18 protein-coding genes and 3 pseudogenes are annotated in these 24,829 nt (G+C 44.4%); 6 read left to right on the forward strand and 15 right to left on the reverse strand.

The window, feature by feature from the left end:
- Window positions 1-4: 4 nt before the first annotated feature.
- Genes B5G10_RS06290 through B5G10_RS06300 form a run of 3 tightly spaced genes read right to left on the reverse strand, consistent with a single transcriptional unit; the run spans window position 5 to window position 8,306 of the window.
- Entirely contained in the window at window positions 5-2,884 is a 2,880-nt protein-coding gene (locus B5G10_RS06290; protein WP_087423892.1) for a helicase-related protein, read from the reverse strand.
- Between the two features lie 5 nt (window positions 2,885-2,889).
- The gene (locus tag B5G10_RS06295; protein WP_087423893.1) at window positions 2,890-8,076 is read right to left on the reverse strand and encodes a DEAD/DEAH box helicase; all 5,187 of its coding nucleotides are present in this window, start codon (window positions 8,074-8,076) and stop codon (window positions 2,890-2,892) included.
- A gap of 17 nt (window positions 8,077-8,093) precedes the next feature.
- Complete coding sequence (locus tag B5G10_RS06300; RefSeq protein ID WP_072542540.1) at window positions 8,094-8,306, reverse strand: helix-turn-helix transcriptional regulator; 213 nt, start codon at window positions 8,304-8,306, stop codon at window positions 8,094-8,096.
- A gap of 217 nt (window positions 8,307-8,523) precedes the next feature.
- Between B5G10_RS06300 and B5G10_RS06305 the strand changes: the two genes are divergently transcribed.
- Window positions 8,524-9,339 carry a hypothetical protein gene (locus B5G10_RS06305; RefSeq protein ID WP_087423894.1) on the forward strand — a complete coding sequence of 272 codons (816 nt, stop codon included), beginning with the start codon at window positions 8,524-8,526 and terminating at the stop codon, window positions 9,337-9,339.
- 60 nt (window positions 9,340-9,399) lie between these two features.
- Here the strand turns inward: B5G10_RS06305 and B5G10_RS06310 are convergent, their stop codons facing one another.
- From B5G10_RS06310 to B5G10_RS06330, 5 genes and pseudogenes are all read right to left on the reverse strand, one after another.
- The gene (locus B5G10_RS06310) at window positions 9,400-9,804 is read right to left on the reverse strand and encodes a hypothetical protein (protein ID WP_087423895.1); all 405 of its coding nucleotides are present in this window, start codon (window positions 9,802-9,804) and stop codon (window positions 9,400-9,402) included.
- A gap of 35 nt (window positions 9,805-9,839) precedes the next feature.
- Window positions 9,840-10,778 (reverse strand): relaxase/mobilization nuclease domain-containing protein, encoded by a 939-nt coding sequence (locus tag B5G10_RS06315; RefSeq protein ID WP_087423896.1) that lies wholly within the window; start codon window positions 10,776-10,778, stop codon window positions 9,840-9,842.
- The gene (locus B5G10_RS06320) at window positions 10,768-11,076 is read right to left on the reverse strand and encodes a MobC family plasmid mobilization relaxosome protein (protein WP_005646264.1); all 309 of its coding nucleotides are present in this window, start codon (window positions 11,074-11,076) and stop codon (window positions 10,768-10,770) included. The genes B5G10_RS06315 and B5G10_RS06320 overlap by 11 nt, the downstream gene beginning before the upstream one ends.
- A gap of 139 nt (window positions 11,077-11,215) precedes the next feature.
- Entirely contained in the window at window positions 11,216-12,289 is a 1,074-nt protein-coding gene (locus B5G10_RS06325) for a DUF6371 domain-containing protein (protein WP_087423897.1), read from the reverse strand.
- An 83-nt stretch (window positions 12,290-12,372) separates the two neighbouring features.
- Window positions 12,373-13,134: pseudogene (locus B5G10_RS06330) on the reverse strand (DUF3987 domain-containing protein); the annotation flags it as partial.
- Window positions 13,135-13,338: 204 nt separating this feature from the next.
- On the opposite strand from B5G10_RS06330, the gene B5G10_RS12695 reads away from it, so the two are divergent.
- Together B5G10_RS12695 and B5G10_RS06335 are read left to right on the forward strand one after the other, a co-directional pair.
- Complete coding sequence (locus B5G10_RS12695) at window positions 13,339-13,482, forward strand: hypothetical protein (protein WP_158098789.1); 144 nt, start codon at window positions 13,339-13,341, stop codon at window positions 13,480-13,482.
- Between the two features lie 275 nt (window positions 13,483-13,757).
- Window positions 13,758-14,246, forward strand: coding sequence for a hypothetical protein (locus B5G10_RS06335; protein ID WP_087423898.1), 489 nt, complete (start codon window positions 13,758-13,760; stop codon window positions 14,244-14,246).
- Between the two features lie 244 nt (window positions 14,247-14,490).
- Here the strand turns inward: B5G10_RS06335 and B5G10_RS12560 are convergent.
- Window positions 14,491-14,646: pseudogene (locus B5G10_RS12560) on the reverse strand (site-specific integrase); the annotation flags it as partial.
- 593 nt (window positions 14,647-15,239) lie between these two features.
- Here B5G10_RS12560 and B5G10_RS06345 point away from each other — a divergent pair.
- Complete coding sequence (locus B5G10_RS06345; protein WP_143241085.1) at window positions 15,240-15,596, forward strand: DUF4377 domain-containing protein; 357 nt, start codon at window positions 15,240-15,242, stop codon at window positions 15,594-15,596.
- A gap of 49 nt (window positions 15,597-15,645) precedes the next feature.
- Here the strand turns inward: B5G10_RS06345 and B5G10_RS06350 are convergent.
- The 3 genes and pseudogenes from B5G10_RS06350 to B5G10_RS06360 all read right to left on the reverse strand — a co-directional run bounded on the left by B5G10_RS06350 (window position 15,646) and on the right by B5G10_RS06360 (window position 19,016).
- Window positions 15,646-16,497 (reverse strand): annotated as a pseudogene (locus tag B5G10_RS06350) (helix-turn-helix domain-containing protein).
- Between the two features lie 249 nt (window positions 16,498-16,746).
- A complete protein-coding gene (gene mnmE / locus B5G10_RS06355; RefSeq protein ID WP_162612480.1) occupies window positions 16,747-18,153 on the reverse strand; it encodes a tRNA uridine-5-carboxymethylaminomethyl(34) synthesis GTPase MnmE in 1,407 nt (468 codons plus the stop codon).
- Window positions 18,154-18,161: 8 nt separating this feature from the next.
- On the reverse strand, window positions 18,162-19,016 hold the full coding sequence (locus B5G10_RS06360) for a DNA/RNA non-specific endonuclease (protein WP_087423902.1): 855 nt from the start codon (window positions 19,014-19,016) through the stop codon (window positions 18,162-18,164).
- Window positions 19,017-19,136: 120 nt separating this feature from the next.
- Here B5G10_RS06360 and pepT point away from each other — a divergent pair, with 120 nt between their 5' ends.
- On the forward strand, window positions 19,137-20,357 hold the full coding sequence (pepT, locus tag B5G10_RS06365; RefSeq protein ID WP_087423903.1) for a peptidase T: 1,221 nt from the start codon (window positions 19,137-19,139) through the stop codon (window positions 20,355-20,357).
- A gap of 88 nt (window positions 20,358-20,445) precedes the next feature.
- Entirely contained in the window at window positions 20,446-21,354 is a 909-nt protein-coding gene (gene miaA / locus B5G10_RS06370) for a tRNA (adenosine(37)-N6)-dimethylallyltransferase MiaA (RefSeq protein WP_087423973.1), read from the forward strand.
- 49 nt (window positions 21,355-21,403) lie between these two features.
- Here the strand turns inward: miaA and B5G10_RS06375 are convergent, their stop codons facing one another.
- From B5G10_RS06375 to ffh, 3 genes are all read right to left on the reverse strand, one after another.
- Entirely contained in the window at window positions 21,404-22,486 is a 1,083-nt protein-coding gene (locus B5G10_RS06375; protein WP_087423904.1) for a CapA family protein, read from the reverse strand.
- Window positions 22,487-22,500: 14 nt separating this feature from the next.
- Window positions 22,501-23,382 (reverse strand): bifunctional methylenetetrahydrofolate dehydrogenase/methenyltetrahydrofolate cyclohydrolase FolD, encoded by an 882-nt coding sequence (gene folD, locus B5G10_RS06380; RefSeq protein WP_087423905.1) that lies wholly within the window; start codon window positions 23,380-23,382, stop codon window positions 22,501-22,503.
- A 118-nt stretch (window positions 23,383-23,500) separates the two neighbouring features.
- Complete coding sequence (gene ffh, locus B5G10_RS06385; RefSeq protein ID WP_087423906.1) at window positions 23,501-24,823, reverse strand: signal recognition particle protein; 1,323 nt, start codon at window positions 24,821-24,823, stop codon at window positions 23,501-23,503.
- Window positions 24,824-24,829 lie beyond the last annotated feature (6 nt).

Raw genomic sequence — 24,829 nt, forward strand, 5'->3', positions numbered from 1 at the left:
TACTTTATAAATGTGATACTTTGGGTGTATAAACAAACGCAGCTATAACATCCATGGGAAGAATTGGCTTTACTACCTGATATTCTGCTTCTGAAAGATACGTACGGTATCGTGCAAACGAACGTACCAGGTTATTTGCCCGTTCTGTGGCAATGTCGTCGGTGTGTAGGCGTAGTGTCGCTTCATTGTTAATCCATTCCAAACGGCGGTTGAAGATATTGCGTTGAGCAGCTAAGTCAATATCACCGGTTGGCTGTGAATCCAAAAATAGATTTTGGCATTCAGCCTCTGAAATGAAATCATGATTGTCTACTTTCCCCTTATACCCAAAGAATATCATTTCCTCACCAACCAATTGATTATCGTTGTGTTTTGTCTCGCTAATTACAGATCGGACTCGCATAAGGAGTACGGTAGTAACCATATCAACCTTGTCTGTCTCTATAACCATTGCACGGCAAGCTCCCAAGTTTCCGCCGTTGATTGTATCATTGACAACACTCCTTGAAAGATCTTCTACGAAAGTGTGATTACGTCCAATATACATGTAGTTTTTAGGAGTAGGCGAAGCAAATGAAATCCGCACTGTTCCTTTTTTATCTACCGTCCGTTGAAAGTAGGATTTCAAATTTTCTGGCAGTTCGATAAATTGGAAGGAATAGCACAGTGGAATACTATCCACTTTCACATTGATACCGGCATGTCGTAATTCTCCGATAACGAAATCCCTTGTATCGTAAATATCACCTATAACCTTTTTGGCTTCATTCAGACTTTCAATCAACCGGGTCGGATCCATTGCTTTCGTATTATGGGCAAAGTAGGTATGTGACTTCTTTTCAATTTCTACAGCTCGTTGAATACGTTTATCATGTTCTTCAACCGTTTCTGAAGCCCACTCCATATCAAAAAGAGTCGGCTGTTTAATAAATTCCTTTTTCGTGTCGAGTACAATAATCTCTTCCATAATACTCTCCATAAGCGTAGAATCATTATCGGCAATTGGGATGTAAATACCTAATGATTTTCGAATCTGATTTTGCTTACGATAAAGTACTTTCATGATGATTTTGTCGACAGGATTCGTGTCTTCATCAAAGAGCGTAAAAATCGCAACTTCCTTTTCAGTCTGTCCAAAGCGATCTATACGACCGTTACGCTGTTCCATACGATTAGGGTTCCATGGTAAATCATAATGAATAACACAATTAAAACCCGTTTGAAGATTTACTCCTTCTGAAAGACAATCAGTACATACTAATACATGGCGAGGTGCTTTAGCTAATTCTTCAATCTTCATTTTACGGTCTTCATCCGTAAGTCGACTGGTTATCACTTCAATCGATACATCTTTGTATTTTTTATTGCCAGATAAATGTTTGGCTATATAGTCTTTACAATATTCTGCTGTCTGTATATATTGACAAAAGACTATTGGAGCATATCCAGAATTTAAAGCAAATTCAACATTCTTTGCCAATTCTGTAACTTTGCTATCTTGTCCCTTTTCTTTGATTTCTCGAAGGATTGAAATGAATGAACGTAACTTGTTCTTCTCACTATTTGATGATTCCTCGTATGATTCAGGAATTACATCATCATTGAAAAGCCCATCTTTTAATGCATCATTAAATTTATAAATCTTGTCGTTATCTTCTGCTACATTTTCAGAATCATTAGAGCGTTTGTTTATTTTGTTCTGTAGCATGCTAATACCTGCATCTGGACTTGACATCACACCTCTGATAAGGGCCAATAGATCCCAGTAAATATAGCGTTGTTTTATTTTACCTAAAGAACGTGCAGCTTTGACACCTTCACGTACATAGTCTATAATGTTCATAAGGAGAGCATGGTACTGAGCACTTAATTCATATTTGGCATCAAATTGAACGCGAGTAGGAAATATCATATCATTTCCTACATAAGGTTTAACATCTGCACGACGGCGTTGGATAAAATAATGTGACAGTTCTTCACGTTGGCGAGCATCTTCCAATGTGAAATGTTCAAACTCAGGTTTTAAGAGCCCGATAAGTGATTGAAATTCCTCATTATTTCCACTATGAGGAGTTGCAGTAAGAAGTACTATATGCCTTTCTGATTTAGACAAATCAGAAAGTAAAGCATGGCGTAGCTGCTGACTCTTGTTGGCACCTTTGGGCTTAGCGCAAGTATGTGCTTCGTCCACTATGATAAATTCCGGACAATGTTGTAGAAACATTGGCTTTCGGTCTGAAGACTTAATATAGTCTATAGAAATGATTTGGAAGGGTATATCGCGGAACACATTTTGATTGGCACGCATATTCTTTTCCAAACGGCTTATTGTGCTGGAGCGGATAATTTCGGCTTCCAGCCCAAATTTATCGCGAATTTCATTCTGCCATTGCTCGCATAGGTGTGGCAAACATATAATAGCAAAACGTTGAATCTCTTTGCGATCCAAAAGTTCTTTAGCAATTAATAAAGATTCCAAAGTCTTACCTATACCTACATCATCTGAAATCAGCAAACGTATAACCTGGTGTTTCAGGGCCAATATGAGGGGAACCATTTGGTAGGGGCGAGGTTCAAAAGAAAGTCGTCCTAAACAATGGAATGGTCCTGCTATGTCACGAAATGATAATCGGCACGCATTATAAAGAATACGTGCTGCCTCAGGATAACTATTCGCTCCCACATCATCAGATGAGGGCTTGCGAAAATCATATGAGCAGACCATTGAATTTAGTTGGTCTTTATATAATGGCTTATACAGACCGATAACTTCGGCATCTGTACCACCTAAAGGTTTTATAATTAATATATCTTTATCTGATGACTGTTGAACCACCCATGGACGTGAGCGAAATTCAACAAGTGTTCCTGTTTTATATTCCATCTCAATTAACTTATTGGAGTAAATATGTCTGAATGTGCAGATACGAACTCTGCCAATGGCGTTTTGTAGTACCAAACGATGACTACATAGCCGGCATCTTCAAGTACTTCTCTTTTCTTTCTATCATCTTCCTGCACTTCTGGTAAATCATGGGGTGTACCATCACAAAATACCACGATTCTATCACCATATATGAAGTCTGGTTGCACATAATATTTTTCTGGAAACATTGGCTGGGCTTTATCTGGTAGACGAAGCTTATGCTCATATAAATATTTTAAGAATTCGTATTCTGTGCTGCTATTATGGTCACGGGTTGCTTCGAGTTCCTCATACTGTTTATCGTAGCTTTGAAGTTGGCCAGCATTGCGCACTTCTATATCAGCATTCATCATGATAGATAATGTATTATATATTTTTCTAATATCAATAAGTTGATGATATGGCTGATTGTAGTAATTAAGCAAATTAGTATAATCTGCAGGAATTAATTTGGCACGCTCTTCCTCAGAGAGTGGTGTAGTTCTTCCATAACAGATTTCATAAGCTCGTTTTACTACTGCGTGATAAGATGCAGGCTCTAATACTAAGCGTTCCAGTACACCTAATGAACCTTCTGCATTTTCGTAAATGAGAAGATTGGGGACTTTTTCATCTCCCATTACATCGGCTCCTATTTCACTACCTTCTATTTGAAAGACATCTTCTATTGCTTGCTTAAATGCATACAAGAATGTACGAACAGCTCCTTTATCTGATAAAGCAAGCGTATCAAGAGGCTGAATATAAATAGCATTTGCAGTTGTCTCTGTAAATAACTTGACGTACTTGATACTGTTTGGCTCTTCCGGATGCTGTTGTTGTTTTTGCATATGAATTGCCATACGTTCTGCACTAATCCAATCACCTGTTTTTGTATCAAAGGCAAAGCCATTTGCATTGTCGTCATTTTTTGATTCCAGAATATAAGTCAAGCGGCATGAGGGGATGTAACGAATATTGGCTAAATGAGTTCCATTATTAGTCTTTAGTTCGCACATGCTTATTGCACGAGTATCATCTGAAGAGAAATAGGTTTTTAATTGATAGAATTTTCGACTTCGTTCTTCTTCCTGACACGTAATTTTTTCGCTTTCTTGTGCTACCATGTCTTGTAATTGTATACAATAGCCTGGTATCATTTTAGAGACACCATCAAGACTCTCTCCTGTGATTATATCTGTATGATGTGAAGCATTCTCTTGATTTTTGTAAATTACTCCCGTTTTGGGATTGTAGAAAAATTTGTTAGGCGTTACTTCTCCCGTTAACATCATGCGAGATACACGGAATTTGCCACCATCATTGTAGATGATATTTTGAGGACCAAATTCTGTTAATGCCAACGATTTTGCCCGGCTAAGATATTCTACCTTATCGCTATTTTTATATTGCAGTAAAGCTCTCTGAGGTAATTTTGTAAAATTATATCCTGGCAAGAATCCTTCGCTGGCAAAATATCTGTAAGGGTAGAATTCGTTCTCTTCCGCATTTTTCCCTTGATTTTGTCCGAGAAGCATATCGCGAAGCTCGATTCCTCGTCTTTCCTTTAATAGTGCCTCTTTCTTTTCCTTGGAATTTTCACCATATATATTATTTCTGGTAACAGTTTGTGCTTCTTCAATCTGCTGTTGAGCTAATTTATATAAGCTACGCCAGCGGTTGAGAGCTTTGTCAAAATCATATAAATAACTATCCAAAATCCAGTCCATCCAACTGTCAGAGAACCAATATGGCATTTCTTTGTCGATTCTACTAGACAAATAATAGTCTGATATAGCTTGCTTAAAAATGGCTTTAATCTCTTGTTTTCGTTCTTTTGAAAGTTGGAGATGATGAACAACTTCGGGTTTTAACGTGATGTTATTTGCATTACTATAATCAACCAAATCTGCAATCCCGTTAGATAATTGAGGAATGGGGCATATGGATAATATAGTAGAATGCAAATGGGTCGAGAATAATTCTTCGTTAACCAATTCCATACGTGGTGCTTTTACCTCACCACTCACCATCTTTTCAGGATGACGAAGATAATAATTTTCGTGTGAGTTACGTGTACGGCAGTAAGTATAGATTAAAGCTGCTTGACCGCTACGTCCTGCACGACCAGCACGTTGAGTATAATTTGCTGGAGTAGGTGGAACATTGCGCATACCCACTATAGATAGGTCTTTAATGTCAATACCAAGTTCCATGGTAGGTGAACAGTATAGTACAGGAAACTCTCCATTACGGAATTGCTGTTCTCGTTTTTCACGTTCATCTTTAGGAACCTGACCTGTATGATCTTTCGCTTCCAAATTTATATTGGAAAGCGGAATATTTTTATAGAAGTTCTGAAAATAGTTATTAGGGGTATAAACAATTTCATCCCCAATAGTCCTAATTCTTGTAAGATCTGTTCTCACATTTTTTTCATCACCTTTTTCCCATAAAATGCTTGAATAAAATAATTGGTAAGCTCCGTCATTTTCTTGAATGTAATTACCCAATGCAGCAAATAAAGATTGCATATAGGAAACATAATCTTCTGAATTACGGATTGTTGCAGTACCTCCATTTATATTCAAGAAATCGCGAACAAAAAATGCCAATTTAGAGCGATAGCCAGCGACCTCTTTTCCAAAAGCCTTGCGCTTATTCTGTGGTTTTACAAAGCATAATGCATGTGAGGCAGTAATTCTGTCGTTATCGTCTAATGTCCATGGACTTTTTAGATTTTCTCTAACTTGTTTCTCTATGTCTTTTGCAGCCTCTTCTGTTCTATCATCAGAATATATGCACAATTTGTGACGCATATAATCCAATATTTGGATGATGAAGCGTTCCTTATTTTCATCAGATAATCCGTCTAGTTCAGGTATATCATAGAGACGGTCGCAACCATTCTCACCTGTAATTTCGTCATGGAGATATTCATAATTAATCTTCAATAGTGCACATTCTTCAAGATTGGGCATGTTTACTTGCCAGTTTCCAGCCAGATCATCGTAGATGATAGTTCCTAAATATCTTTCCATTACATTTTCTACTTTCTTTGCACGTCCTCCAGTCCAATTGGGGAATCGGAAATAATCGTTATGAGAAAGATGAAGGTGCTTAAATACGAGTCTAGCAATTCTATCACTACCAATAGGCTCATCTGCTTCTTTTACAGCATTCCAAATGGCAGAGCGTATTTTACCTATACGTATAAAATCATTAAAATGGCCAGATTGTAGGGCAGCATCCTGACGAGCATCCACAAAAGTCATGACTTTACAGTCTGCAGGTTCTACATTTGCATTTCTCATTTTTATGACATTCTCATATGAAAGTACGGTTGTTGCTGTACTTCTACCTTCACTACCAATTTTTGATAACTTAGACCATTCTTTACTTGATCCTGAATAGATAGCTTTTGCCGTTGGATCATACTTCAGTGGACTTGGCACATATATTCCTTCAATACACTCATTATTAACATCTTGAACTTCTGAAAGGTTCCCATATATTGTAAAATAAACTCTTTTTGGGAAACGATCTAAATAAGTTTTCTTAAATTTTCGATTCCCATTTTTATCTATAGTGTACCAGTCCTCTGGAATATCATCTGAATTTGGATCTAATAAGAAATCTTCAACAGATTCATTCTTATGGGGAACGATAATATAACCGTTGTTTATAGTAAATTCTTGCTCTTCTTCATCTAATTCATTACGCTCATCGTAATTTCTGGGTAGAAGAGTGTCGTTTATAATTTTTACAGAATACAATTCATGTCCGCTTAAACGACTGAACATGATAGGATAGTATTTTACTTTATGCTCATTATCAGACAATTCTTCACAATATAATTTTTCATCAACTGTAATGTAACGGTTTTCAGGATTTCCTAATGTTGCATATACATTTCCGGTCTGAGGAATAAATTGATGGATTTTATAAGGTAATAGATTAGCCCCTTGATTAATATTAATATCATTACACCAGTTTAATATCTCAATAATGTGCTGAATACAAATATCTATTGAGACTTTTCTATCAATATAATTATGTAATTGTTCAGCTATTTTCCTAATAGAACAAGGAGCTCCTCTGAAGTACTTTTGTTCCTGTTTGTCAAAGCTCAGCGCAATGTTCTGCTCAATCCAATTGGCTGTAGGATGATTACGGAGCATATCAGCATTTAAATCTGACGGAATAGGAGAATTTATAGCTGATAGTATATCCTCTTTAGAATAATTTGTATTGGATAAGCCAACCTTCAAAGTTTCATCTACAACTTGATTAATATCATAGGAGCTGCCAAAAATGCAAGAAGCAACTTCTGCAACCTTTTGACGCTGTTCTTTATAGCTAAGTTTATCATCTGCAACCATTGTGGCAGATGTTCCAAAACATAACACTGGCTTTTTAGCTTGTGCCTTTATTCGCCTAATCAAAAATGAGACATCACTACCTTGCATACCACGATAGGTGTGCAATTCGTCAAATATCAAATAATGAAGATTCTCAAGGAAACAATCTCTGAGCCGTTTTTCATCGCCAGCTCGAGTCATTAAAAGTTCCAGCATCATATAGTTGGTTAATATGATGTTGGGAGGCGTAGTTTGTATGCGTTCTCTAACTTGTGAATCTTCTTGTCCTGTATATTTGGCAAATGTAAACGGGCATTCTTTTCCTGTTGCATTTTCATACTGTTGACGATATCTAGCCAACTCTTCGGATTGAGAGTTGATGAGCGCATTCATAGGATATACAATAATGGCTATTGTTTTATTGATAGAATCTTCTTGATGTTGTAGTATATAATTGAAGATGGTAGCCATAAATGTACGAGATTTGCCAGAACCTGTACCTGAGGTTACAATAAATTCTTTATCTTGACATCCTAATTCTATCGCCTCCTGTTGGTGTTTATAGAAGGTATTCTTAAAAAATAATCCTAAGTCTTTATGAATAGGGAAGCCATTTTTGATCATTTGACTGACATCGATTCCAGACGCAAAATTAGGATTAAACTGAATTAAGGCATCCGGCCACAATTTTTCACTTTTAATGGCCTCACTAACCTCTTTTCTTATCCGTTCGTCTTTTATGGAAACGAAACTACCGATATATTCTTTATAGCTTCGTTTTATTTCTTTGTATATATCTAATATATTCATATTTGTATATAATCGTTCTATTGTTTTGAGCTTATTAACAGTTCTCGAATATCGACTTCTAATATTTGAGATATTCTTAATAATGTTTCAAGACTTGGTTGGGAAGTGTTTGTGCACCATTTGGACACAGTAGCAGGATCTTTCTCCAATTGCTTAGCTAGCCATTTATTGGTTCGCTTTTTCTCCACAAGCACAACCTTGATGCGGTTTATGTCTTTTTCTTTTTCCATAAGGATTTTCTTTCGTTCTATGCAAAGATAAGAAAGCCTATCTATTTTTCATCATTTCAATAGGACTATTTGTAATATAAATTGCGAATTAGTTCAATATTATAGCTATTTATAGATAACATAATTTCTTTTTGGAATAGAAATCTGTATCTTTGTAGGTAACAATGTTTTGATATGGGCAATTGCTGATAGAAATAGAAAAATAGATATTAATTATATGGAACAAATAATAACAACAACAGTTGTAACTTTAATATCAGGAGCTATCGGTGCCATAATTGGTACTTATGGCGGAGCGTTATTTGCTGCAAAAAGACAAGAAAAACATATAAAAGAACTTAGACAAGTCGCTATAAAAGCTTTAAAAATATTCCAAAAGTATGCTCGTAATAGACAAACTTACGATGTTGCAGCTTCTGAATTCAATAATGCATTAAGTATTGCTGAGAAAAGAGTTTTTATTGTTGCATTACATAAGTTGGGTATCCCTATTCTGGCAACTCCAGATTCTAAGTTTGACATACAAAATATTGTATTTGAAAAAAGAGAAATAGATAAAGACGAAATAGAAGCTATTATCAGCCAAATACAATTAGGACATTGTGATCAGTTATTTTACATTGAACCTGATAATTATTTTAGTGAAAACATTCGTTTAAAAACATTACGTTATATTGCCAAAAGATGGGTAAGAGAAGTTTTTGGTAAAAGCAAACTTGATCGTTCTCAGAATCCTATTGTTATAGTTTATCCTACTAATTGGTGGCTAGGTTATACATTAGGGGAAAGGTTAGGAATTGCGGTTTTAAGAGAACGTATATCTTTAGACGAATATTTTGATGAACAAGGCTTGCCTAAGGAAGATTCTATTGAGCGTTTAATAACAGACATAGATCGTGGTCTATGGGATAGTAGCTTCTTTTGGGATATAGAAAATTATCGAAGCGTAACTGCAACAAGTTCTCTTAATAATATGATCTCTCAATTATTAAACAATAGTCAGAACAGTACGATTCAGAAAAAAGAGAGATAAAAGACAAAAAGTTTGTAAAAAAAGCAACAGAGAGGATTTTCCTCTCTGTTACGAAAAAAGTTACACCTCTAACTCCTTCAACGGCAACCCATAATTATATTGTCCGAAAAATCCTCTGTGAATAAGTTTCAAACCAAGGATCTGATAATACTTGTAATCGTCATCTTCGGTGCAGAGGTATTTGTAACCGTAACGTGGGGCGTACTCCTTAAAGAATCGGGCAAGGTCTTTCAGGTTTTCCTGCTGGTTTCGTTTGAAGTTGCTGCGCACAATGATAATGCTCCAGTCGGGGATGCTGCCAACGCCGCAACTATATTCCCAGAAACGGATGTATAAATCCATTTCGCCCACATGGACAGAAACACAAATGCCATTGGCGTTGTGCATGACGGAACAACAGTTTCTGTAACCGAATCTCTCACACAAATAGAGATTGAAATCATAAATAAAATCGGAATAGTTCATAATAATTTGAATTTTGATGGTTAATAAAAAATTGATTATAGACTGAAACCTCGCTTGCGTTTCGGTTTCTTTTTCTTCTTTTTAAGCCGGTTGGCCTGTATTGCTTCCTCCGTATCATAATCCGTAGGAGAGAGCGTGAACAATCCCACACTGATGCCGGAATGATTCTCCTGCTGGTATTCATGACGAGGTTCCTCGCGTATGGTTTCTGCCTGTGCCTGACGCTGGTTCATGGTAGCAGAAAGAGCGTTATATCTCAGCTCCTGGTCGATGTTCAGGAAACTGAACTGGCGGTCAATCTTGGAACCGCTAAAGGTCAGTTGGTCACATGTGAACTTGACACCTTGCATCTCTCCGGTCGTGCGACTTTGCTTCCATTGCGTATCAATTCCGTACTTCCGTAAGGCCACTCGCAGCTCACTCCAGCTTCGGGCGTTCGGAACCTCTCGTTTTAAGGCATGATAGATAAAATACTTTACCTTGTCATGATGACGTAACCGCATGAAATTGACATGCTCTTTTCCTTCGGCAAAATGCAAACAGTAACGGGCTGTCAGCATCTTGCAGACCTTTTCATTCCGGTAACGGTCGTTCTTGTCGCTGATAGTGCGGCCGTCATTATCCACCCGGTTGTAAACGATATGACAATGCGGATGATCACGATCAGTATGCCTGGCGATGATGAACTGCGTGTTCTCGATTCCCATCAATTTCATGTAGTCATGGGCGATCTTTAGCATCAGCCCATCATCGTCACGGATGCGGTCCCCGTCCTCTGCGGAGAAGCTTAATGATATATGGCCGACCTTGTTCTTGACCTTGTCATTCAGTAAAGTCTGCAACTCGAATTGCTCCGCTATTTCTTCGGGCGAACCGTAGACACCAACTGCCTTCAGCAGGCGTGACTTATCTTCTTTCAGCACATAGTTTATGCACCCGGAAAACGACGTGCCTTTGACAATCTTACCTATCATCCTTGAGCTGTTTTATGAGTTGTGAAATCTGTTGAACGGCGGTACTGCACTCATCGGCCACACGATAAAAACCGTAAGCATTGGCTCGTCTGGCAAGCTGGTTCAGGTTCGTGCTTTCGCCAATCAGTTTTCGGATGATGTCTAGATTTTCTCTCGTAATTCGTTCGCGCACCGTACCGTGTTCGATGAGTGAACGCACTACTTCGCTTTGGCTGCGTTTACTGCGTCGGCTAAGTGCTCTGAGCCAGCCGAATTGTTCGTCTGTAAGACGGATTGTAACTGTATTTTTCTTGTCCATAATATTTGTTTTTGAGATTAATAATTGTGACCATCGGGAGCCGTCTCACCGTCTTTTGAGGTGAGCAAGTGGCCGGGAAATGTAATACACCGGCATAAACTTGCTCCAGTGAAAAAGAAGTGAATCAGACATCTGACAGTCATCGTTTGAAAAGTCCTTTCCGAGTATGTTGAACCGTTGCTGAAAGCGGTGCTTTCTCCACATTGACAAGCTGTAAATCGAAAGTTTCGACCAGCGTTTTCAAGGCCGGATTCAACGTGATAAGACGATTGAAAATAGCCTCCTTTGTCTCTTCTCTCAGCAGAAAATCGGCGATGTCATAACCCGCATCACGTTCTTCTTTTGTTGCGTTTCTTTCCATAAAATCGAAGAGAGAAACCTCTATTCCCAGGCTCCGGATCATCTCCATTTTACTGTTCCAATAGTCGGTTGCACCCAGGTCAGGGAAGAGCAGGACACGTCGGTTTCTCAATACGCTCATGGCGTCCCGATTGAAGGCTCCGTTCTTTCCGCCCGAAGCAATCCAGAGGTATTGCGGCAAATAGAAGCTGGAAATCAAAGCGCTTTTCTCACTCTCTACAAGGGCAACCGGACGCTGCTGGTCGGAGGACAAAAGGTGCTCACCAAACAAACATTGCCGGAGATTGAAATTCTCTTTCTTCAGAAGGGAATGTACCCACGTGATGTAGTTGTGCGGCTCTTTAATCCGTCTCCCGTTTTCGGGATTGTAGAGCATCACTTTTCCGGTTCGTACCCGTCCGGAAATATCTACCTGCCAGAAGACTGTTGCTCCCGGCCAATGCTTTGAGGTTCCCACATGGTAGCGCAACATCAGCTCTTCGGTAGCCTCCTGTCCGAAATGAAAGCTCAGGAACTGAAACAGCTTGTTCGTGTGATATAGCTTCAAGGACTGCCTCATGATTTCCGGCTCAATGAAGGATGGTGCAGGAGGCAGACTGATGCGTGGCTTTGACATCGGCACAAACTCTTCGTTCAATCGCTCTTTGGCAATCGGATTCTCGTCAAAATACATTTTGGGCGTATAGTTATAGCCGCACTTTTGTTCATGGTTGCATCGCCCTACATAATCAGGAAAGCTGATTTGCTTCTCCGTATCGATGTATTTGGCGAAACAACTTTTGCGGTGGCAGTTCGGGCATGTGTGCCGGGTGCTGACACCTTTATATGGTTCTAATGTGAATCTGTAGTTCATTTTTCTTTCTGTTTGGATGTTACTATGCACATTTTCGCAACTTCACAAACCCCTCGGTTGCGAAAATGTGCATAGTAACAGGTTTATTTACTGTATTCTCCATGATTCTCTTTTCTGAATAATGTTCCGATGTGGCGTTTTAGAAACATCTTGAAAGCATGCTCCTTCATCCCGTAGCTTTCAGCAATACCGATACCTTCTGCCGTTGTAAATCTCTGAGGCAGATTCAGGTAGATATTGCGGTGCAATTCGCTCAACTGTTCCTGACTGACAGCAGTCTGCACTTTTACGGCTGTTGTCCGAAAATACTCAGTTAACAGGATGGCACGATTCACGCTTTCAAGGTCAATCGTATGCTTGTCGCACTCTCCACAAGTCCATCGGGCAAGTTGGATAATCAGACAAAACCGGATAATGTAGATTTCCAGTTTGCAGTAAATACCTACCAAAGCATCATTGGTTTCCAAATCACATTGGCGGGCATTTTCATGCTGCCAGCAGTAAAGCCGTTGCTTGGCTTCTTCATCGAATGGCAGGCATTGAGACTGCAACTCATTATTCTCGTCATGCGGACAATCTTGTGCGATCAGCTTATCGATAATCTGTTGCCACTGGATTTCCAGTTCTTCAGGAGTTTCCCGGTCATTCCATCTGCTTTTCAAGACAGATTCAGGCATCACGAAAAGAATACGATCAATAAAACCGTTACTCGAACGCTCGCCCTTGACCAGTTCGCCCAGAATTTTCTTTTGGATGGTACCGATAACGGAGATATAGGGACGTCTGATAAAAATGGAACTTTGCGTACTCTTGCGATCGGAAATCGTAGGCTTGGCATTGAACACCTTTGCATAAAAAAAGAACATAAAACAGAATGGCAGATAGAATATCACTAGAGAAAGCACATGTGAGGTGATTCCCTTGGCGGAGGCATCATAGTTGCCAAAATAGAAAATCAAGTCAATCATACACTCGCTCATGAAAGAGATAAGCACAGCGTATAAAAGCAACCCAAAGGTGACAAGTACCATAATTTCATTTTATTGCCGATGGCCAACATCCGCCTCATCGACGGCTGCCTGCAATGGCAAGGCAACAGTCTCAATCGCCTCGACTACTACCATCGATGCCCTGCCGACACCATCGTCTTCGGCCGTAAAACCAACAGCAAAGGAAAATACTCCCATCCCTAATTCTGTCAACGGGATACCAATCAAAAATTTATGTAATACAATCGGATAGGATGCCAAAAGCAGTGCATCCTATCCGATTTCTTTTGTCGCTCCATATAAAATTTTCTAAACCTTTCTTACAAAAATTAATCTTCATTTCAAAAGAAGTGATATATTTGCTTTCAGGTTTAGAATTTATTTTAGCCTTTGAAAAATTGCATTAAGGGACTAAAATTCTATGTTTAGCTAATTAAATACGGAAAAATCCAACCATTAATATTTTAAATTTGTAGAACATGAAAAAGTTTTTATTTTTGACATTATTAATGTCTATTTTCTGCACTGGCTCTGCTTTTGCTCAACAGATTGTTTGTGAAGCACCAGGAATCACGGTAAACTTTGAAAAAATAACTATGCAGGGAAACACTGCTACTATCCAATTCACAATAGTCAATGATACCGGTAAAGATTTACATCCAATAATGTTGGGGAAATACGGATTAGAAAAAACAGAGGCCTTTGATAATAAAGGTAATTATTATGATATGAGTTCAATAAGCATTAAAATTGCCAATGCAACCCTTTCTGGTTCTATCTACAGCAGTGTTTCTTTTTCCTTACCTAATGGCATTGTACAAAAAGGTGTAATTACAATAGAGGAAGTTGACCCCAATGCAACATCATTTACTAAAATCAATATATCATTGTATGGTTTTAACATTTCCGTTAAACCTTACGGGGAAGGACCTATTGCATTTAAAAATGTTCCAATCCCCAAGAACTAATTGCAGGTATTCATAATTTGGATTTCAATAAAAAGACTCACTCAGGTTCATTAGTGTCTCGTTAAAATGGGACACTAATGATGTCATTTCATAGATACCATATTATAAATCCAAGAAAGTGGCAGCATTTGTCCTCGATATGATACTTATTTCTATGCCATCTATGCCACAATAGAATAAAAAAGAAGAGTCCGACTAGGTTTTAACCCCATGTCGGACTCTTCTTACGTTACAGAACTTTATACTATTTCAGCGAAATCTTATTCGCCGTCTCTCTCTTCTTGGAATTGACCAAATCAGCATAGATTTGTGTCGTGGTGATATTCTTGTACGTCAGCATCTTCGATACAGTGTAAATGTCTGTGCCTAAAGAGATTTGGATAACCGCATACGAGTGTTTAGTAAGATGGCGAGCAATTCGTTGTAGAGGGGTTGCATTTTTGCGGCGGCTCGAAGAAGGGATTGAGAAAACGCTGCGAATTGTTTTCAATGAAGAGATGTGGGATACCCTTTATGACTTCCGCAGCCATCCGATAGAGAAACGTGACGGTCGCAAAATCGCGGTCCGTGTCATCTCGTAATTTGGAGAGGAATCGAACAAGGCCCTCATTATAAAATAATTAAATACGATTGTATATCATATCATCATTGGCCAATAAATGTCTTATGGATTATTTATTGGCCAATGATGTATTTACTTACCGACATGTGACAGTAGGAATAGCAAAAATCAGAACCCGGGTGGATTTCATTAGGGACAAACGGTATGTAAAAGGAGATAAAAAGGGACGCATTTTCCGATAGCTGGAACAATGGCTGATACAGGAAAATACGAATTACAGAAAATTCTGTGAACCAAACAGGAATAAAGTCATAAAAGACTTGGTCATTAAAAAGAAATCCGATAATTTAGGGACGTATTTTGATTTTTTGAAGTGCTTAGATAAATGTTAGTTGGAACTTTATAATTACGAATCTATAAACCAAAGTGATATGAAGACAAAGAATTTAGTTGGAATACTTATGCTGTTCCTTTTGATATTCACCTTTATCAGTTGTGATAAAGATGATCTGACAGACAAAGTAGAAATTGTAAAAATGTATGTTTCTGCAGAAACAGATACTTATACACCTTGGGGAAGTGAGATTCCTATAGAGTGTATGCTTGTTAAAGAAGAAGGAAATGCAAGCTATTCAAAACTTCCTTTCAGTGGTATAGACGGATTTGTTTATAAGAAAGGGACTGAATTCACTCTTAAGGTTGAAAAAACGACCTTAGCAAATCCTCCTGCTGATGATAGCAATGTCAGATATAAACTGATAGAGATTTTAACAGAACAAGAGAAATGAGGTGATTAAAAGCATAAGGAACTGACACCAAAAGATAGTATAAGGATAGTTAAAAGCGGCTAAGAAATACCTTGGCCGCTTATTATTATTTCACATAATGGTAGAGTTGATCCCGTGTCAGATTGAATCGCTCCATCGCTTCGGCAATGGTGTAATATTGGGGCTCTTCGGGAGCTATGAGACCTTTGGCAATGTCCACATGCTTTTTGGAATAGTACACCATGATGCCGACTTTCTTTTTGGGAATGGCATTCTTTGATACAAAAGAATAGATGGCTGTCAGTGTCATGCAGAACTTCTCCTGCATGTCTTGTGTGCTGTACCATTCCTTGATTTCAGGGTCGGGAGCTTTCTTTGCAAAGTAGTCATCAATATGCTTTTTGCTCCAATAGGTTTTCCCACGGTGAAAGGTTCGTGGAATATTATGTTCCTTAGCAATATGGAATATCCAGGAATCCTTTACGCCATACTTCTCCTTGACTTCGGCTGTGGTGTAGAAATCATTAATGGAAGGTTTATCTCTGACCGGAATCTTAAATTCTATAGGCTTATTGAATAAGTTATCAATATCTTCCTTTTTCAATAGAAATTTATATCCAAGTCGGGAGGCTTTTAGTTCACCTCTTTTCAGATAGCCATAAAGAGTAGGTCGGGTTACTCCAATGTATGTGGCAGCTTCTGTGATAGTAAGAATAGGCTTGTCTCTGATTTTTGCAATCGGCTTTTCCTTGATGGCTTTTTCGACAACTTGGTTGTTAGCCTTAATAGAAGCCTCACGTTTCTTCTGTTTATACAGAAGGTTTGCACATCTGTGCGAACAACAGGTTGTAGTTGTTTTATGCGCAATGAATTCTTGCTTGCACCACGCACAGATTCGTCTGATTTCAATGTTGCTACTCATGTTATTTCTCCTTATTTCTCCAATATTTTTGTATAACTCCGTAAAATCCCGTAAAATGGCGTAAAAGTTCTCCACGACCTTGCCAACGAAAATCCTCAGATTTCGTGGTGAGGTACACAGGAGGTACAAAAAATGGCGTAAAAAGGCTTAGCAACGATTATCAACGATACTTGAGCAACAAAAAAGGCGCCCGTAAAGAGCGCCATACTAATCGATTGTAATCGATTTAACTATTTGATAATCAGATATTTATTTACCGATACAAAACTTGGAGAAGATGGTGCCGAGGATTTCGTCGGTCGAGATTTGGCCGGTGATTTCGCCCAGGTAGTGCATGCACTCGCGGATATCTTGAGCGAGGAAGTCGCCCGAGAGGCCGGTTTGCAGGCCGTCGAGGGTGCGCTGTATGGCGTCGTGGGCGTGCATGAGGGCTTCGTAGTGGCGTGCATTGGTGACGATTATGTCGTTCTCGCCGGCTTGGGGCAGGTTGACGGTTTCGACCAGCATCGATTCGAGGGTATCGATATTCTGGTTGTGCGAGGCCGAGAGGAATATCATTGCGGTGCTGTTCATCCCGCGAGTGAGGCGTTCGTACAGGCGGGTGAGTTGCTGCCGGGCGTCGTCGTCGATCTTATCGACCTTGTTGAAGGCGATGATGAGGTGCTTGTCGTGACAGCGGGGGAGTATCTTTTGCGAGAGCTCCTCGATGGCTTGTGGGGTGTGGGTGGCGTCGATGAGCCAGATGACGATGGTGGCCTGGTCGAGTTTCTGGAAGGTGCGTTCGATGCCCATGCTCTCGATGGTGTCGTGGGTTTCGCGTATGCCGGCGGTGTCGATGAAGCGGAAGGTGATGCCTTGCAGCACGACGGTGTCTTCGATGACGTCACGGGTGGTGCCGTGGATGTCGGAGACGAGGGCGCGATCTTCTTTGACCAGGTGGTTGAGCAGGGTCGATTTGCCGGCGTTGGTCTCGCCGATGATGGCGGTGGGTACGCCGTTTTTGATGGCGTTGCCGAGGCTGAACGAATCGGAGAGGCGCTTGATGACGCGCTCGATTTCGCGGGCGAGGTCGGTGAGTTTCTGGCGGTCGGCAAATTCTACCTCCTCTTCGCTGAAGTCGAGTTCGAGTTCGACGAGCGAGACGAAGGTGAGCAGCTGTTCGCGCAGGCGGGCGAGTTCGCGGCTGAATCCGCCACGCATCTGCTGGATGGCCAGGCGGTGTGAGGCGGCCGAGGTCGAGGCTATGAGGTCGGCCACGGCTTCGGCTTGCGACAGGTCGAGTTTGCCGTTGGTGAAGGCGCGGCGGGTAAATTCGCCGGGTGTGGCCAGGCGGCAGCCCTGGCGCAGCAGCAGGGCAACGATTTGCTGTTGTATGTAAATGGAGCCGTGACATGAGATTTCGACGGTGTCTTCGCCGGTGAAGGAGTGGGGGGCGACGAAGAGGGTGGCGATGACGTCGTCGAGGGTGTGGCCCGTCTCGTCGGCTATGGTGCCGTAGTGGGCGGTGTTGGGACGTGCCTCGGCGAGTGGTTTGCCGTGGGGCGTGCTGAAGATGCGGTCGGTGATGGTGATGGCCTGGGGGCCGCTGACGCGAACGACGGCGATGCCGCCTCGGCCGGGTGCGGTAGAGACGGCGCAGATGGTATCTTGGGGCAGGGGGGTATTTAGTTGAGGTTCCATGCTTCGGTCCATAAGTTGCTTTCTATTTGGTTTTCTATGCTGTCGGGCAGATTGTAGAAGAAGTCTATCCCGGTAATTTTTTCCACGCTGTCGATGGTGACGGCCAGGGTGCGTATCGAGGGTTGCTCGTCGCTGTTGTCGAAGAGGAAGGCGATGCCTCGCGGACGGCCTACATAGGGGGCGGCCACGACTTTGAAATAGCGCTCGGGCACGGCAATGTGGTGGCGACCGATGGTTCGGGGCGATTTACTCACGATGGGGCCGCAGGCGATGAGCAGGGCACTGTCACGTTGGGCCCATTCGCGCACCTGTTCTTCCAGTTCCTTCCAGCGCCCGCGGTTCAGACCGGGAGCCTGGGGGCAGATGTTGGTGAGCAGAAACGACTCTTTCATGGCCTCTTCGCTCCACTTCATGTCGCCGGCCGGAGCCATGTGACCGCGGTCATATCCGCTGTGGGTATAGTCGCGGGTATCGGCCGGGGTGCCTTTCACGTCGGGGTCGCTCACGAAGCGGTCGCTGCGCGAGGATTCTCCTTGCGTTTCGCTGCGCAACAGTTCGTAGCACACCCAGTTGGGCAGTTTCCACTCCGAGTTGTACGAGGCGGTGTATCCCGTGCGGTAGAGCAACTGCTCGGGAGTATCGGCCGGAGTACGGGCCATCTCGGCCTTTTCGATGTGGTCGAGACTTGAGTTGCCTTCGTCGCGATAGCCCGGTCGTGCGTCGGCATGTTGGATGAGGTACCACAGGCCGCCGGCGATGAGCAGCAGCATGAGCAGGGATACCAGATTGTTTTTGCGTTGAGCCGACGATTTTTTCTTCTTTTTTCTCTTTTTAGCCATACAGCCCACTTTTGAATGAGGTAGTGCAAATGTAAGAAAAAATTTTTTTACCTTTGTTCGTCTGTTGGATGAATCCTTCGGACCGTGAACCGGAAAGAAAAACCAATAAAAACATATACGATGAATTTAGTAGATCGTTTTCTCCACTATGTAAGTTTCGATACCCAGTCGGACGAGCTTACCAATATGACTCCCAGTACGCCGGGGCAGATGGTGTTTGCCCAGGCACTGGCCGAAGAGTTGAAGCAGATAGGACTTACCGAGGTAACCCTCGACGATAACGGCTATCTGATGGCTACGTTGCCTGCCAATATCGACAAGAAGGTGCCTGTAATCGGGTTTATCGCCCACCTTGATACGAGCCCCGACATGTCGGGACGTCATGTGTCGCCCCGTATCGTAAAGAACTATGGCGGAGCCGATATCGTGTTGTGTGCCGAGGAGGATGTGGTATTGCGTTCCACAGAGTTCCCCGAGTTGCTCCACTACATCGGGCAAGACCTTATCGTGACTGACGGCAAGACATTGCTGGGTGCCGACGACAAGGCCGGTATTGCCGAGATTGTAACCGCCATGGAGTACCTGTTGGCTCACCCCGAAATCAAGCATGGCAAGATACGGGTAGCCTTCAACCCCGACGAGGAGATTGGCAAGGGGGCTCACAAATTTGATGTCAAGGCATTTGGCGCCGAGTGGGCCTATACGATGGATGGCGGCGAGATAGGCGAGCTGGAGTATGAAAACTTCAACGCTGCCGTGGCTCGGGTCACCTTCAAAGGCCGCAACGTGCATCCCGGTTATGCCAAGCACAAGATGATCAACTCGATACGTATCGCCAACCAGTATGCCATCATGTTGCCCCGTTGGGAGACTCCCGAGCATACCGAGGGCTATGAGGGATTCTATCACCTCATCTCGTTCGAGGGGAGTGTCGAGAAGACGGTTCTCACCTATATTATCCGCGACCACGATCGCGACCGTTTCGAGCGTCGCAAGAAAGAGCTCGAGCACCTCACCCGCAAAATCAACAACGAGTTCCCCGGCTGTGCCAGCATCGAGATTACCGACCAGTACTACAACATGCGCGAGAAGGTAGAGCCGGTGATGCACATTGTCGATCTCGTGTCGGACGCCATGCGTGCCGTCGATGTAGTGCCCCAGGTGAAACCAGTACGTGGCGGAACCGATGGTGCCCAGCTGTCGTTCAAGGGTCTGCCTTGCCCCAATATCTTTGCCGGCGGACTCAATTTCCACGGACGCTATGAGTTCGTGCCCATCCAGTCGATGGAGAAAGCCACCGAGGTGATTGTACAAATCGCCCGTATGGCTGCCGAGAAATAACAACCCATTTTAACCCGACGAAGCAGAAGAGGCGCGAGTGGTAGCCTCGGCTGTTTCGTCGGGCTTTTTTATCCTAAAGCAGCAATCCATGTCAGGAACCCTCCTTGTCCTTACTGGTCCCACCGGGGTGGGAAAGACCGAACTCAGCCTACAACTGGCCGAGCACTACGGTTGCCCCATTGTGTCGGCCGACAGTCGTCAGTTCTATCGCGACATCCCCATCGGTACGGCTGCCCCCACGGCCGAGCAGTTGGCTCGGGTCAAACACTACTTTGTGGGGCAGTTGGCCTTGACCGACTATTACAGTGCCTCGTGCTACGAGGAGGAGGTGCTGCGCCTGCTCGATACCCTGTTTCAGACGCACGACTATGTGCTGCTTACCGGGGGCTCCATGATGTATATCGATGCCGTGTGCAAGGGTATCGACGATATCCCTACCATCAGCGACGAGGTGCGTCGTGAGGTGCTGGAGCACTATCATCGGGTGGGGCTCGAAGCCTTGTGCGAAGAGTTGCGCGAGCTCGATCCGGTCTATTACGGCGAGGTCGATTTGAAGAACCACAAGCGGGTGATTCATGCCATCGAGATCTGTCGCCAGACCGGGGGACGGTATAGCGACCTGCGCACCCGGCAGGTGAAGACTCGCCCTTTCCGCATCGTGAAGATAGGGCTGATACGTCCCCGCGAGGAGCTTTTCGAGCGTATTGCCCGACGCACCGAGCAGATGATGGCCGAGGGGCTGCTCGACGAGGCCCGTCGGGTCTATCCCCAGCGACACCTCAACTCGCTCAATACCGTGGGGTACAAGGAGCTGTTTGCCTATTTCGATGGAGTGATGACCCTCGACCAGGCCATCGAAAAGATTAAACGAAATACCCGGGTCTATTCCAAGAAACAGGTGACCTGGTACAAGAAAGATCCCGATATGCATTGGTTCTCGCCCGACGACAGGGAGGCGATTATCGGGTATATCGACGGCTGTAGTAAATCGAACTGAATTTTTTCTCTTCCCCTTTTCCTGAATGTCGCAGCGCCGCAGTATCTCCTCAATTGCTGCTCTTGATAAAGTACTCGGTTACCCCCTTGTTGTGCCGCGAAAAAATCTCACGGGCCTTTTGCAGGAAACCTTTCAGGTGTGGACGTTGCGGATGGTCCTGTACCTCTTGTTCGGCTGGGACGACTACAAACGGGTCGCGAGCCGTGACGGGTCGGCGGGTATAGACCAGCGTATATTGGGCCGATTGTAGAACGACCCGATTCATCGAGTTGCGGGCTACGTTGACCTTGACCAAAGCGCCACCCACGGTGTCGCGCGTTTTCATGTTGGAGATGAAATTACCCAGCGAATAGACGACCAGAGCCTGTGGGTTGCCCGCTGCGTCGTATCGCACCTCCATGGGTTGAATAACGTGCGGATGCGAACCGATAACCAGTTGTACACCCTCGGCAACCAGCATATCGGCCAACTCTTTTTGCCGGGCGTTGGGGAGTAGTTGGTACTCGTCGCCCCAGTGCAGACAGGCTACAATCAGTTCGGCCTGGAGAGCTTTGGCCCGGCGTATGTCGCGTTGGATGCGTTTCCGCTCGATGTAGTTGACGATGAGGGGTGGGGAGGGGGCGAATCCGTTGGTCCCGTAGGTATAGTTGAGGAAGGCGATGCGGATGCCGCCCACCTGGGTCATCAAGGGGTGGAAGCGCTCGAGCGAACGGTTGGAGTCGTAGGTGCCCGCGTGTTCGACACCCAGAGTGTCGAGCAGATGCAGGGTGCGCAGGGCTCCGCGCGAGTAGCGGTCGAGGCAGTGGTTGTTGGCGGTGAGGAAGAGGTCGAACCCGGCCCGTTGCAGTGCTGCGGGAAAAGCATCGGGAGCCGAAAAACAGGGGTAGCCCGTATAGGGAGCTCCGCCTGCAGGGGCTTCGAGATTGACCACGGCATAATCGGCCTCGGCAATCTCGGGGGCAATCACTTCGAAGCAGTCGGTATAGTCGTAGCCTTCGCCGTTACGGGCCGAGGCTATCTGGGCCTGGTGCTGCATGGCATCGCCCGCAAAAAGCAGGGAAACTTCGGTAGCGGGGGCTACCGGAGTTTGCCCTAACAAAAGCGGTGCTAAAAAGGTGACGAGCCCTATCATCGCCAATCGGCTTTTTATTTATAGATGGCTTTCTTGCCGGCCAGCAGGGTGTTGCGCATGAGCGAGACGATGGTCATGGGACCTACGCCGCCGGGCACGGGGGTAATATAGGAGCAGAGGGGAGCAACCTCGCTGAACTTCACGTCGCCGGTGAGTTTGAATCCCGATTTCTTCGAGGCATCGGGTACGCGGGTCGTTCCCACGTCGATGATTACGGCGCCCTCTTTCACCATGTCGGCGGTTACAAATTCGGGTGAGCCCAGGGCGGCAATGATGATATCGGCTGTGCGGCATATCTCCTTGATGTTGGGGGTAGCGCTGTGGCACACCGTTACGGTAGCGTTGCCGGGGTAGGCTTTCTGCATCATGAGGGTAGCTACGGGCTTGCCCACGATGTTGCTGCGGCCCAGTACCACGCAGTGTTTCCCCTTGGTCTCGATTTCGTAGCGGGCCAGCAGCTCCATGATACCGGCCGGCGTGGCCGATACGAAGCAGGGCAGACCTATCGACATGCGTCCCACGTTTACGGGGTGGAATCCATCGACATCCTTGCGATAGTCGATGGCCTCGATGACCTTCTGCTCCGAGATGTGCTTGGGCAGGGGCAGCTGTACGATGAATCCGTCGATATCGGGGTCGTTGTTCAGCTCATCGACCTTGCGCAACAGCTCCTCTTCGGTCACATCGTTTTCGTAGCGAATCAAGGTCGATTTGAACCCGCACTGTTCGCAGGCTTTTACCTTGTGGGCTACATAGGTTTCACTACCGCCGTCGTGTCCTACCAGGACGGCTGCCAGGTGGGGGCGTTTGCCGCCGGCATTGCAGATGTCGGCTACCTCTTGGGCAATTTCTTGTTTGATGCGGTCGGCCACCGCTTTTCCGTCGATTAATTGCATATGCGTTATGGGTTTATATAAAAACTGCCGGACACACTCTCTATTTGCCTCGAGTCAATCGGTCGTTGGGTTTGGAGAGTATATCCGGCAGTTTCATGGTTGATAATGTTGTGTCTTTTTATCTGCGTTTGAGTCCTTTCATCATGGCGCCCTTGTTTTGTGTGACCATGCGCATCATCTTGCGCGTCTGGTCAAACTGCTTGACGAGTCGGTTGACCTCTTGTATCGAGGTGCCGCTACCGGCGGCGATGCGTTGTCGGCGGCTGCCGTTGAGCAGTTCGGGGTTGGTTCGCTCCTTGGGAGTCATCGAGTAGATGATGGCTTCGATGCTCTTGAAGGCATTGTCGTCAATATCCATGTCTTTGATGGCTTTGCCCACACCCGGAATCATCGAGGCCAGGTCTTTGAGGTTACCCATCTTCTTGATTTGTTGTATCTGACTGAGGAAGTCGTTGAAGTCGAACTGGTTCTTGGCAATCTTCTTTTGCAGGCGTTTGGCCTCCTCTTCGTCGTATTGCTCTTGGGCCCGCTCGACGAGCGAAACGATATCGCCCATACCCAGAATACGGTCGGCCATACGGGCGGGGTGGAAGTAGTCGATGGCCTCGAGTTTCTCGCCGGTACCGATAAACTTGATGGGCTTATCGACCACCGTGCGGATGGAGAGGGCGGCACCACCGCGGGTATCACCATCGAGTTTGGTGAGTACCACGCCATTGAAGTCGAGCCGGTCGTTGAACTCCTTGGCCGTGTTGACAGCATCCTGACCGGTCATGGCATCGACTACAAACAGAATCTCGGTGGGGTTTATCTTCTTTTTGATAGCCTCGATTTCGTTCATCATCTGCTCGTCGATGGCCAACCGGCCGGCGGTATCGACGATGACCAGATCGAGGTGGTTCTCCTTGGCATATTTCACGGCGTTGGCGGCGATGCTTACGGCATCCTTGCTGTCGGGTTCGGTATAGACCGGTACCTCGATTTGCTCGCCCAGCACCTTCAACTGTTCGATGGCGGCGGGACGATACACGTCGCAGGCTACGAGCAGCGGACGTTTGGCCTTTTTCGATTTCAACATCTTGGCCAACTTGGCCGAGAAGGTGGTTTTACCCGAACCTTGCAAACCCGACATGAGGATGATCGACGGGTTTTGCGACAGGTTGATGTCGGCCGTCTGGCCTCCCATCAGGGTAGCCAGTTCGTCGTGCACGATCTTCACCATCAACTGTCCCGGCTTCACGGCGGTGAGCACATTCTGTCCCAAGGCCTTGGCCTTTACCGTGTCGGTAAATTGCTTGGCGACTTTGTAGTTGACATCGGCATCGAGCAGGGCACGGCGCACATCTTTCAGTGTCTCGGCCACGTTGATTTCGGTGATTTTGCCTTCACCTTTCAATATTTTAAAAGACCGTTCCAGTCTTTCACTAAGGTTTTCAAACATAGTTTT

Origin of the sequence: Barnesiella sp. An55, assembly GCF_002161555.1 — a bacterium.
In the GTDB taxonomy this organism is placed as follows: domain Bacteria; phylum Bacteroidota; class Bacteroidia; order Bacteroidales; family Barnesiellaceae; genus Barnesiella; species Barnesiella merdipullorum.